This window comes from Citrobacter sp. Marseille-Q5395, assembly GCF_947057495.1.
GTDB lineage: Bacteria > Pseudomonadota > Gammaproteobacteria > Enterobacterales > Enterobacteriaceae > Citrobacter > Citrobacter murliniae.
Window position 1 is genome coordinate 75,652 of sequence record NZ_CAMSEL010000022.1, and the last position, 10,924, is coordinate 86,575.

At 48.2% G+C, this 10,924-nt stretch carries 13 protein-coding genes and 2 pseudogenes; 14 read left to right on the plus strand and 1 reads right to left on the minus strand.

Annotated features, from left to right (window positions below; all coding sequences use genetic code 11):
* The first annotated feature begins 2 nt into the window (after positions 1 to 2).
* The 13 genes and pseudogenes from OH663_RS21680 to OH663_RS21735 all read left to right on the plus strand — a co-directional run bounded on the left by OH663_RS21680 (position 3) and on the right by OH663_RS21735 (position 10,101).
* Positions 3 to 1,916 (plus strand): lytic transglycosylase domain-containing protein, encoded by a 1,914-nt coding sequence (locus OH663_RS21680; protein WP_045441409.1) that lies wholly within the window; start codon positions 3 to 5, stop codon positions 1,914 to 1,916.
* Positions 1,916 to 2,632 carry a hypothetical protein gene (locus OH663_RS21685; protein WP_045441411.1) on the plus strand — a complete coding sequence of 239 codons (717 nt, stop codon included), beginning with the start codon at positions 1,916 to 1,918 and terminating at the stop codon, positions 2,630 to 2,632. Before OH663_RS21680 ends, OH663_RS21685 begins: the two co-directional genes overlap by 1 nt.
* Entirely contained in the window at positions 2,629 to 2,904 is a 276-nt protein-coding gene (locus tag OH663_RS21690) for a phage baseplate plug family protein (protein ID WP_045441413.1), read from the plus strand. The genes OH663_RS21685 and OH663_RS21690 overlap by 4 nt, the downstream gene beginning before the upstream one ends.
* The gene (locus tag OH663_RS21695) at positions 2,904 to 3,947 is read left to right on the plus strand and encodes a hypothetical protein (protein ID WP_045441415.1); all 1,044 of its coding nucleotides are present in this window, start codon (positions 2,904 to 2,906) and stop codon (positions 3,945 to 3,947) included. Before OH663_RS21690 ends, OH663_RS21695 begins: the two co-directional genes overlap by 1 nt.
* The gene (locus tag OH663_RS21700; RefSeq protein ID WP_045441420.1) at positions 3,944 to 4,660 is read left to right on the plus strand and encodes a hypothetical protein; all 717 of its coding nucleotides are present in this window, start codon (positions 3,944 to 3,946) and stop codon (positions 4,658 to 4,660) included. The genes OH663_RS21695 and OH663_RS21700 overlap by 4 nt, the downstream gene beginning before the upstream one ends.
* Positions 4,657 to 4,989: a hypothetical protein gene (locus OH663_RS21705; protein ID WP_050186215.1), complete on the plus strand. Its 333-nt coding sequence runs from the start codon at positions 4,657 to 4,659 to the stop codon at positions 4,987 to 4,989. The genes OH663_RS21700 and OH663_RS21705 overlap by 4 nt, the downstream gene beginning before the upstream one ends.
* A complete protein-coding gene (locus OH663_RS21710; RefSeq protein ID WP_001650740.1) occupies positions 4,986 to 6,212 on the plus strand; it encodes a baseplate J/gp47 family protein in 1,227 nt (408 codons plus the stop codon). Before OH663_RS21705 ends, OH663_RS21710 begins: the two co-directional genes overlap by 4 nt.
* Positions 6,196 to 6,822 carry a hypothetical protein gene (locus OH663_RS21715; protein WP_001650739.1) on the plus strand — a complete coding sequence of 209 codons (627 nt, stop codon included), beginning with the start codon at positions 6,196 to 6,198 and terminating at the stop codon, positions 6,820 to 6,822. The genes OH663_RS21710 and OH663_RS21715 overlap by 17 nt, the downstream gene beginning before the upstream one ends.
* Positions 6,823 to 7,544: 722 nt before the next feature.
* Positions 7,545 to 8,267 (plus strand): annotated as a pseudogene (locus OH663_RS21720) (hypothetical protein); the annotation flags it as partial.
* Complete coding sequence (locus tag OH663_RS26135; RefSeq protein ID WP_476579520.1) at positions 8,262 to 8,528, plus strand: gp53-like domain-containing protein; 267 nt, start codon at positions 8,262 to 8,264, stop codon at positions 8,526 to 8,528. The pseudogene OH663_RS21720 and the gene OH663_RS26135, both read left to right, overlap by 6 nt.
* A complete protein-coding gene (locus tag OH663_RS21725) occupies positions 8,529 to 8,963 on the plus strand; it encodes a tail fiber assembly protein (RefSeq protein ID WP_263525867.1) in 435 nt (144 codons plus the stop codon).
* Positions 8,964 to 9,049: 86 nt separating this feature from the next.
* A complete protein-coding gene (locus OH663_RS21730) occupies positions 9,050 to 9,802 on the plus strand; it encodes a hypothetical protein (protein ID WP_263525868.1) in 753 nt (250 codons plus the stop codon).
* Between the two features lie 107 nt (positions 9,803 to 9,909).
* Entirely contained in the window at positions 9,910 to 10,101 is a 192-nt protein-coding gene (locus OH663_RS21735) for a DUF2767 domain-containing protein (protein ID WP_263525869.1), read from the plus strand.
* A 16-nt stretch (positions 10,102 to 10,117) separates the two neighbouring features.
* Here the strand turns inward: OH663_RS21735 and OH663_RS21740 are convergent, their stop codons facing one another.
* Entirely contained in the window at positions 10,118 to 10,384 is a 267-nt protein-coding gene (locus OH663_RS21740) for a hypothetical protein (protein ID WP_263525870.1), read from the minus strand.
* 401 nt (positions 10,385 to 10,785) lie between these two features.
* Between OH663_RS21740 and OH663_RS21745 the strand changes: the two are divergent.
* Positions 10,786 to 10,924, plus strand: a pseudogene (locus OH663_RS21745) (IS3 family transposase); the annotation flags it as partial.

A 10,924-nucleotide genomic window follows, 5' to 3' on the forward strand; every position in this document is an offset into this window, starting at 1 on the left:
CAATGGTGGCTAAATCCGTTGTTGAAATTGATGTTCAGGATGAAAAATTTCAGTCATTTCTGGAAAAATTCAACGAATATCAAAAAGCGCTTGAGGAGTTACCCGAGCAGTGGCGCGGTGCCGTTCATGGCCTGAGCGAAACAGCAAAGGAAACGGAACGTGTTCGCGGCAGTACCGAGGCGATAACGCAGGCCTTCACTGATGGTGTGGCCGCAATTGCATCCGTCAATGATGGGCTGGACAGGCTGAACGGCAATCTGGAAAAGGCCAACAAATCACAGACTGCGCTCAACAAAAAAACCAGCGGCGTTCGTAACTTTCTGAACAAAGCCAGCAAGGATGCCAAATCACTCGCGGGTCACATCAAGGATGCCACCACCAGCCTGTTATCCTGGGGGACAGTGCTGGGGCTCTTTACTGGGCTGGCTGGCGCTGGTGGGTTGTGGGGGATGAATCGTCTTGCGGGTACTGCCTCTGCACAGCGGTTTACGGCTATGGGGCTGGGCACGACCGCTGGCGGTCTTAATTCTGCCGCCATCAATTATCAGAAGGTACTGGGTAACCCTGTCGGTACACTCGGTGCTATCCGGGATTCACAACTGGACCTCAGCAAGCGCTGGCAGTTTAACGCGATGGGTGTTAACCCCAATCAGGATCCGGCAACGTTATTGCCCCAGATGATTAAGTCTGCCCGCGATATCTTTGTGCGCAATGGCAGTACTCAGCAAGGGGCCGAGGCCTACGGTCTGACCAACTACTTCACTCTCGACGATCTGAATCGCTTTAAAAACATGAGCGATGCAGAAATCGATGCGATGACAAAACAGGCCCAGAAGGATACTCAGAGACTACAGATTACCGATCAACAGCTGAAGCAATGGCAGGATTTCAATGTTCAGCTTGACCGCAGCAAAGTCAGTATCGGCAATACCTTTATCCGGGGGCTCGCTCCTCTGGCGCCAGAGCTGGGAAAACTGTCGGATGCATTTTCAGGTGCGATCGAAACGGTTCTGAAATCCCCGGAACTGGGAAAATGGATTGATGGCCTGTCTGAGGGGATCCGGAGCTTTGGTAATTATCTCGCCTCACCCGAATTTAAAAATGATGTAGCGGCCTTTATGACAGGTGTTGAGCGGTTAGCGACGGTTATTGGGAAAGTTATCGACTGGATAGCAGGAAAATCCAGCATATCCATAGACGATGTGAAATCTCACTCCTCAATACTCAGTAATGAGCCAGTAACAGACACTACAACCGGGGAAAGTTATGTGAAAGGCGGTCAGAACGATCCGGCCGTCTGGTCATGGCTGAAATCGGCCGGTCGTTCGCTCAATAAAATAACAGGCACGGCACCCTCAGAATATGACGAGTATTTTGAAGAGGCTGCTAAAAAGTACAACCTCGACCCCAAAATACTTAAGGCCACAGCCGCTGCAGAGTCATCGTGGGATCAGAACGCTAAAGGCCCGGTAACCCGTTCCGGGCTACAGGCTCAGGGGTTGATGCAGGTTATGCCGGCTAACTTCCAGCCAGGGGAAAATCCATGGGATCCCCGCGATAACATAATGGCTGGTGCGCGTGTTATGTCCTGGGCGAAAAAACAGGCTGGAGGTGATACAGAAGAAATGCTGCGTTGGTACAACGGCGGCAAAAACAGGGGCAGCAAAGAGAATCGCGAATATGCTGGCAGGGTTAACGAACAGTACCGAAAAATTTACGGTACTGATATGCCTGGCTCCAGCCAGAACACTCCGGCAACTCAGGGTATGCCTCCTCAGCGAAATACTGAAGATACGCAGCTTTTGCGACAAATAGCTGAAAACCAGCGGCGCGGTAATTCTCAGGGGGTGGTGATTTACAACAATACGGGAGGTAGTGCCGTGGTTTCCAGCACGCAACTCGGAGGATTTGGCTGATGGCATTTACTCGTGAACTATACAAACTAGGTTTTGAAATTTCCCCGGTGATCCTCTGTGACGGTATTGCGCAGAGTATTCCCGGAGGGATGCTCCCGATTGTGGCGTTGACCCAGAGCGCCAGTTTTGTTACCGGGTTGCTGGGCGGAGCAATGGAACTCACCGATCTGGATAAATATTTTTGCCACTGGCGGGCGGCGCAGGGGGCGACGATGATTGAATATGATATCGGTCGCTATCCTTTCGCTAACCAGGCTGTTGCCGCGAATGCGCTGCTTGCTCAGCCGCTACGTGTTTCTATGTTGATGGATGCGCCCGTGAACGATAATACCGGCGCTATGACAAAACTGGTCACGCTCAGCGCGCTACAGGCTGTGCTGCAGGCGCATGCGAATCTTGGCGGGACGTACATAGTTGCAACGCCAGCCATTATTTACAACAGCTGCATATTGAAGACTGTGCGCGATGTGACGGGATCTAATGATCCGTTGCCACAGCGGCAATGGTTGTGGGATTTCGAGCAACCTCTCATCACTGAAACAGGTACTGATCAGGCTATCAACAGCTACCTGAGTAAGATTGATAATGGTGATAAAACGACGGAAAGCGCATGGACAAATACTCTCTCTGCAATCGGTAACACTTCACTTGGTAGCAGTGTATCTGGGGCCGTAATCGGACTTATCGGTAAATTAAGTGGGGCATTTGGCCTATGAGCATAGCAATTTATCCTTTCTCAGGTAATGAGCAAAAGAGCATGATTTTTACGCCTGTGCTCGATGGTGAGGTTTATAACTGCCAGACGAAATGGAATATAGCAGCTCAGCGCTGGTATCTGAACATTACGGATAACTCCGGCAACCGGCAGTTGACTATTCCGATAGTAGCGTCTCCAGTTGGGTACGATATTAATCTGCTTGTCGGAGCGTTCAATATTTCAAAAATGGTCTGGCGATACTCAAAGGGGCAAATAGAGGTCATTAACTGATGCGCTATTATGATATCCAGATTTTTTCCCCTCCTGATGAAAACGGTAATCCCGGAAAACTCTTCAAACAATATTCCAGCCTTAAAAACGGTGTTTTCAACCCTGGTAATTTAATGATTGAGTTTGACCTACTGCGATTTGGTGAATCAACGCCAAAAGGCCAGAGCACAATCACCATCTGGGGGATTAGCCCACAGGATATGCAGCAGGCCAGACAAAATATGTTTGGTATGACGATCAAAATGTGGCTGGGTATGTCGAAAGGGCTCCCACTGGCCAAACCTGGTCAGAATGGTCTGGTGCTTGAAGGAACCATCTGGCAGGTTCTGGGTAACTGGCAGGGTACCGAGCTAAGAATGGATCTTATCGTTACCGCAGGTGCGGTTTCGAGCGTGAACCCTGCACCGCTTGCGCCGATTAATTTAACCCTTCCATGGAATAAGGGGATAAAACTCTCGGTAGCGCTCACTCAGTGTTTTCAGAATATGGGCGGGGATTATCGTTTCTCTATCAGCGTTAGTGACAGGTTAATAAATAACTACGATAGCGGAATGTATTGTGGAAGTCTGACTGAGCTTGCACAGCGGTTAAATACGCTGAGTAAAAGCATTATCAAAGACAGTAATTATTCAGGTGTGGAAATTACCATGGTGAATGGTAAAGAGATTCGCGTGTTCGATAATGATTTTGACCACCACCAGGATAAAGACTCAAACAAAAGCGCATCGTACAGAAGTAAAAATCCTATACAAATAGTTTTTACTGATTTGGTGGGGCAGCCGACCTGGGTGCAGTTCGGTACCGTCTCTATTCCCTGTGTCATGCGCAGTGACATTCAGGTGGGGGATTACATCCGGATGCCGCCGAAACTGCGGCCGATGATCCAGGCATCTTCATATTCTCAGTTTCGAGACGATTCTGCCTTTACTGGTGACTTTCTTGTGTCGTCGGTCCGTTTAATAGGAAACAGCAGGCAACCGGACGCTAACAGTTGGATCACGCTGCTCGAAGCTCACCCTACAGGAGGAGTTGCCGCATCATGAGCGTAAATCAAAAAATGAACTTTGGCGGAAATATGAATAATTTCGCCGAAAGTAAAATTGCCGATGCGATGCAGATGGCCGGTAAGGTGTTACCGGCAACGGTGGTAGCTCGGGATGGACACATGGTTACCGTCTCCTTTCTTCTGCGAAACATCCCCTATGTTCTGCCACAGCTAACGATCCCACTGTTTGGACCAGAATATATTCGTTACCCAATGCGCAAGGGTAGCAAAGGTATCGTTATTCCTGCTGATACCTATCTGGGCGGGGCCAGTGGCCTAGGCGGTGGAACAGCTGACCTGACACCTCCGGCAAATCTCAGCGCTTTGGTATTCCTGCCTATCAGCAATACGGAGTGGCAGGACGTTGATTATGACGTTCTGACGCTTTACGGACCCGAAGGCATCACGCTTCGGGATTCTGGCAGCAACACAACTTTTCTGCTTACCCCCGAGAGCATCACCATTGTTACGCCTGCACAATTTAAGGTAACGGTCGGTGGCACAGTGCTGACTCTGACGGAGGGCATGTGGTCTCTTACCGGCCAGAGTGGAAAAATTCAGGACAGTGCCGCCAGCACCAGCCCCAAGGTTATGCATGAGGGATGGAAGCAACTTCTAGCATGGTTGAATTCACATCAACACTCTAACGGCAACAACGGACAGAACACCGGAAGGCCAACGTCACAATTCAACGGGAGTATTACAGAATGAGGACATACGGACGAGATAAAGACGGGAAATGGGTGACAGTCACGACGGACGAAAACGGGTTTAACGATTCGGTGTATCTCACAACGCTGGTGCAAAATCTGAAACTGGCGCCGCAGGAATCCCCATTCTTCGCTAATCACGGCATACCGGCTAATGGCTCAGTCATTCAGCAGATACTGCCGACATTCTATGTTAACCGGCTACAGCAGCAGTTCAGCCCGTATTTTTCCTCTCTGCAGATTGCGCTGACAGAAACCGACCCTCCGGTATACAGCATTTCTGCAATTACCAACTCAGGCTCTAAAATTGTCACGCAGGTATATGTATGAGTGATTTACCCGTTAGTTACACAATTTCTGGCCCGGTGCCGCAGACGACTGATGCGCTACGGCAGCAGGTTATCAATACGGCCACCGCGTTGTCTCCGGGGATAACCACGGATTTACCCGGCTCTTTAATTGATGACATGGTTGGGACCAGCGTCGGTGCGCTGGTAGTTTGCGACCAGGCTCGTGTTGATTTGATTAACTCCTGCAGCCCGTACAGCGCCAATATTCACCTGCTGGCGCAGTTGGGCGCGATTTACGGCGTCCCGCGCGGGGTGGGTACAAACACCTCAGTTTACGTTGTCTTTATGGGGCCGCCAGGGTTTCCAATCCCGAAGGGTTTTACCGTCGGTGATGGAAGTTACACCTACACGGTGCTGCGTGATACGGTGATCCCTGAGAGCGGCCAGACAGCCCCTGTGTATTGCCTGGCGACAACAGAAGGGACATGGGCTGTGCCTGCGGGTTCTGTTAACCAGATCAAAACCTCGGTGCCGAGTGACTATGAGATAACCTGTACCAATCTCACCGCGGGGCTACCCGGCGCGGCGGAGCAAAACTACGCATCATATCGCGCGCAGGTTATGCAGGCGGGGATGTACGGAGTGCAAGGAACCCCAGACTGTTATCGTACCGAGCTAAAACTGGTCTATGGGGTGCAGGAAAACCTGCTCTCGTACAGACAGGCAACCTTAGGGCGCTGGGTTGCGGTTGTCGGCGGCGGTGACCCCTACGAAGTGGCCTACGCCATTTACAAGGCCGTGCCGGATATCTCCATTCTGACTAATGATGTTTCGAATCCATCCGGAGCGCCAGTGGAGAAGAAGACCATCGCGATCACTGTTTATCCGGACGTGTATCAGGTGCCGTTTGTGGTTCCTTCCTCGCAAAACGCGACAATCCTGATCACCTGGAACACAGCCTCCACTATCTACATCGATCCGGACGGCATAGCAAAAGCGGTACAACAAAACATCGCTGACTATATCAACGCAATCGCAGTAGGACAGCCCATAAATATTTTCGAGGTTCAGGATATCTTCCTGAGTTCGGTGTCGGGTCTGGTTGCGCCTTCCCTGGTATCAATGATCGATGTTCAGGTCGGCATCAATGGCGTTATCAAGCCGCCTGATGCAGGTTCAAGCCTTGTTTACGGCGACACGTACGCCTATTTCTCTACCTCAGCAGCTCAAATTCAGGTTAAGCAATATGCAGGCTCTAATTGAAAAGATTATTCCAGCTTATCCTTACACTCAATATAACGACGACTCCAACATTACCGCTTTCTTTGATGCTTTTAACTCACTTGCTCAGGCCAACCTTGATTATCTGAATGCACTAAATCTTCCGTGCTGGACATCACCGAGCATTACCGGCGATCTGCTGGACTGGATTGCGCTGGGGATTTACGGGGAAAGTCGACCTTTACTCCAGATTTCAGAGGATGCGATTGCGCGCGGGGCGTATAACACGATTGAGTATAACGCCATCACTTATGCAGGCCTTAAAAACTACGTTCCCGGTTCTGCTTCTTATGTCCCTGACGATTACTTTAAGCGGATCCTGACCTGGAATTTTTACAAAGGTGACGGCTCGCATTTTTGTATCGACTGGCTGAAAAGGCGTCTTGCGCGGTTCATACACGGAGCCAACGGGATCGACCCTCCAGTTCAGGATACCTTCGATATCAGTGTGACGCCCGATAAGGGCGTTTTTTCTATCACTATTCCGGATTACGGCGATGGTGTTGGCTATTTCCTCAAGGATGCGATCACCCAGCAACTGGTGAAATTGCCATTTATTTACACATTTACAGTAACGGTGGTTCAAAAATGATTACTGGATTCGGTAATAACGTCATTTCATCTCTGGCAGCAGACATTACCGCCGGGCAGACAACGATTCAGGTGATGCCAGGTACCGGGGCGAAATTTGCAGGTCTGCTTAGCTACGATTACGCCAATGCCTCTAACCCTCTGCAAACATACGCCAAAATCACACTTACGGATGCGAAAGAAACGGTTTTCGAAATCTGCCATCTGACTTCGGTCAATAATGATGTGTTGACGGTGGTTCGAGGCCAGGAGGGCACCACAGCGAAAGGGTGGGCACTTAATGACGTGATTGCTAACTTTGCTACCCGAGGTTCAGAAAACCAGTTTGTTCAGATTGAGCAGCTCCAGAGCGGGCATTACATTTCCGGGGTTGCTGGTGGCACTGCGAATGCACTGACGCTGGAGCTTCCGGCCACGTATTTTGTTAATGGTGCGACCGGTTGGACATTGCGGACGCCGATTGTCGTTTACCCGACGCAGAATAATACCGGGCCGAGTACATTGCAGTTGACGATGGGCGGTCGCGTTCTGGGGTCGTTCAAACTTTATAAAGGGAACAAGACCGAACTGGTCGCCAACGACATTCAGAAAGATGTTGGTCTGATGTGTCTTCTGGATAACACCAAAACGTTTTTCAACGTGACCAATCCGGGGGCTATTTATGCTGGTTTGGGTACAGCTGCATATCGGGATGTAGGAACCAACCCTGGTAATGTGATGGAGGTAGGTGCCGGCAGGCTTCTGGCTGGTACCTTTATCAGCGATGCAGCCGACAAAACTTCAATTGGCGCGCGGGCAGCTACTGGATGCCAGTTCATGCGAGCACACCAGGCACCTGATGCGCCAGACCAGGTAAGTTACTGGCAGGTAATCAGCCTTAGCGAGGTCGTAAGTCCGACCTCCGTTGTGGATGTGCTGGCTATCTCTGGTCATGAAGTATTGTTTGGTCATGGCACTGGTGCGGGAATTACTTCGTGGCGCCATGTGGCGATGCTGGAAGGCGCTGCCTTTACGGGTGATATTTCTGCTCCAAATATGCGTGGCGATACCCTTGTTACGGTTGGAGATGGTTCTGGGGGGATGGCTATAGGTGGCGTTGATGGTGCAGGTTTTAATGGTAACAACCTGAACATTAAGTCATGGAATGGTATCGGATTTCAGAACTCAGCAGACCTGGCTATACGGGCGTATATCAGTACCCGACTCGGTGTTATCGCTGCTGGTGAAAATTTGCAGGCTGGAAGTGCGATATTCAACAAAAATGGCGACGTATACGGTGATATATGGGGCGGTGGTAGCGGACCTGGTTGGCTGAGTTCATTTGTAGCCGCTAAGCCTGGACGCCAGTACATCACGCAGGTCGGTGTGTTCCAGAATGACAAAACAAAGCCATTCATGCTTCATGACGATGGTTCTGGTGTATTTCTGGCGACAACCGGGATGTTACCTACAGCGGGTTTAGGGATTAATGGCTGGCACCGGGATAATGCAACCGGACTGATTACACAGTGGGGGTCTGGTGGTTTTACCAGTGGTCAGCGTATTAATTTCCCGGCGGTATTCCCGAACGTCTGCACTGCTGTTGTGGGTAATGATACTGGAACGGGAACGCTGGCAATTTCAATGACAGAGACCGATACGCATGGGTTTACTGTGCGCGGTTCGTCGTCGACTTTCGGTCTGAACTGGATTGCAAAGGGGTATTAAATGACCGGTAATTATTCGTATATTTATGATGCTTCCACGAACGCCTTTTATGCACTGGCGCTCATGAGCGAATATAAAAAGTCAGGGATTTGGCCTGATAATGGGGTGAGGGTTACAAACGAACAACATCGGCGCTTAATGGCGGGTCAGTCAGAGGGAAATGTAATTTCAGCAGATGCAGAAGGCAATCCGGTTCTGACACCTGCACTAATTGACTATGTCGCCATTGCGGCAGATGAACGTGACAACCGCATGGCTGAGGCCACAAAGCGCATTAACTGGTTGGAGGCAGCACAGGAGGATGGCGATATCACCTCAGAGGAGGAAATTGAACTGACAGCATTACGTACTTATCGCTCTGAGCTACGCCGGCTTGATTTGAGTCATATTACCGACATAGAGTCATACGATGGAATTGAATGGCCGGAAACCTGAATAGTCGCAAACCTTACAGGTTGATTTGAGGCGCTGTGATGATGGTGTACACTGCGCTTATCGGTGCATATGTTTAGGGATGAAAAATGAAAAAGATTTATTCAGTGCTATTAATCTCTCTTCTTTTATCAGGTTGCGGTTATCAATATGAAAGATCTCGGGATCGAGAATCAGCAGGCACCTTACAACAAAAAAGAGATGTTCTTTTAAAGTGGACTCCATTTACAGTTAATAATCGTCATCCTGGCGACCCTTCCAATATCTATGAGGCGAGGCGTAATTATATTGGGCATGGTGAGGAGAGCGATGAATTTCTCTCAGGGCTAATTTCGCAATGCTACAATTCTACATCAGATTTGTGCGCATATGATTACTATGTAAATGCTGCCAATGCTGAAAATAAAAAAATTATTGCAGAACAAACTAAAGTCGCCAATGAGTATAAACAGCAAATTATATCTGAGCGAAGTAAAAAGTTACCAGTACAAAAAGGTGATTTGTTTTATTGTAAAGTAGCGTTCAATCCTTCATTGGAACGCACTGATAGTGGAATTCGAGTCGGTGTAAAAGACAATATTGACACCGTAGGGTTTATTTTTTCCAACGGTTATAAATTGATTTCCCCTATACTAAAAGTTGTTGATGAGGCATCTGGTATCAGGGTTGGTCAAACTGATGATAAAGCAATAACTGTTATTGCAAGTTATGACGGTAATAGCTATTCAATAGATACGTATAATAATTATATATTACGACAATTTTCTAGAGGCATTATTATAGATACGGAGCAAACGGAACATGCAGGCAGGATTGATGCCTATGACTGTACAAAGGGGTAGTACTCTACCCGTGTCTATAAAGGACAAATACCAATTGGTGTAGTTTTTGTCCTGTTGTTTGCCACTAGCGAATAAAATTCTTCGGCGGTGTATACGGAAATTTAACGATGGATGAAGAAAAACAAGCAGTTTTTGATGATGTATGCAGGGTTATTGGACGTGCAGTCGTCATACTAAAAGAAACTAATCAGCCAGTTACCAAAAACAGCATAAACCTGATGTTGCAAGCGCACTCGGATCAGAGTGATGATGCGTATCTGTCAAGAATCTATGCTGTTGCAAAAGATGTAATGGAATAGGGTAATCTGTCCGTTTTTACTGGATTAGGCTTCCTGAGCGGCGTTCTATCCCTGCATTCATGTAGTCGATAGTTTTTTGAAGCTCACCTATGAGTGCAACCGCCCGCGTACGAGAGATACACATAAACTGGTCAGGAAACTCTTTAATTGGCCAATTTGGTATGCAGGCCATGTTATCTGTAAATGAAGCAGACAAGTAAACTTCGTTAGTCAGAAGGGAATAGCCTACTTCAAAACTGGTGAGCTCGGGTAAGCTGCTAACGTTGGATTCTCTGTTTTTCATTGGGGGTCCGACACTGTGTTTTTATACAGTGATTATGTTGAGTAGCAGATCATCAGTCAAGACATTCTGCATAATTCAGAAGAATATCGATAGTTGTGTTATGTATAACATATTGTTTTTCATATGCTTAATATAATGCTGTTATTCTTTTTTAGTGTGTTATCACATTGATTTTAAATAGTTATTTTTCGGTCTTGAAAACCGGCGACCCGAAAGGGTTCTAGAGTTCGAATCTCTACGCTTCCGCCAAATTTGTAATAAAGTCAATAACTTGAAGCATGGTTTTGACTTTATGGTGCATAAAGTGGTACAAAAAAAGCCCGTTTAGACGGGCTTTTTTTACATCTATGACCCATCCTGAATAGCGTTGACACGTTCCTGACTTAAATACGGAGAACGTGATGATGACTGAATTCAAACGCACCCAACGCGATTACCCTCTATCCTTTAAAATAGCTGTTGTTGAGCAGGTTGAAAAAGGCGAGATGACCTATAAACAGGCCCAGCAGCGGTATGGTATTCAGGGGCGCTCCACCGTTC

Coding starts and splice junctions, on each gene's coding strand:
- OH663_RS21680 (WP_045441409.1), top strand. CDS start 3: ATGGTGGCTAAATCCGTTGTTGAAATTGATGTTCAGGATGAAAAATTT.
- OH663_RS21685 (WP_045441411.1), top strand. CDS start 1,916: ATGGCATTTACTCGTGAACTATACAAACTAGGTTTTGAAATTTCCCCG.
- OH663_RS21690 (WP_045441413.1), top strand. CDS start 2,629: ATGAGCATAGCAATTTATCCTTTCTCAGGTAATGAGCAAAAGAGCATG.
- OH663_RS21695 (WP_045441415.1), top strand. CDS start 2,904: ATGCGCTATTATGATATCCAGATTTTTTCCCCTCCTGATGAAAACGGT.
- OH663_RS21700 (WP_045441420.1), top strand. CDS start 3,944: ATGAGCGTAAATCAAAAAATGAACTTTGGCGGAAATATGAATAATTTC.
- OH663_RS21705 (WP_050186215.1), top strand. CDS start 4,657: ATGAGGACATACGGACGAGATAAAGACGGGAAATGGGTGACAGTCACG.
- OH663_RS21710 (WP_001650740.1), top strand. CDS start 4,986: ATGAGTGATTTACCCGTTAGTTACACAATTTCTGGCCCGGTGCCGCAG.
- OH663_RS21715 (WP_001650739.1), top strand. CDS start 6,196: ATGCAGGCTCTAATTGAAAAGATTATTCCAGCTTATCCTTACACTCAA.
- OH663_RS26135 (WP_476579520.1), top strand. CDS start 8,262: ATGTTACCTACAGCGGGTTTAGGGATTAATGGCTGGCACCGGGATAAT.
- OH663_RS21725 (WP_263525867.1), top strand. CDS start 8,529: ATGACCGGTAATTATTCGTATATTTATGATGCTTCCACGAACGCCTTT.
- OH663_RS21730 (WP_263525868.1), top strand. CDS start 9,050: ATGAAAAAGATTTATTCAGTGCTATTAATCTCTCTTCTTTTATCAGGT.
- OH663_RS21735 (WP_263525869.1), top strand. CDS start 9,910: ATGGATGAAGAAAAACAAGCAGTTTTTGATGATGTATGCAGGGTTATT.
- OH663_RS21740 (WP_263525870.1), bottom strand. CDS start 10,384: ATGAAAAACAGAGAATCCAACGTTAGCAGCTTACCCGAGCTCACCAGT.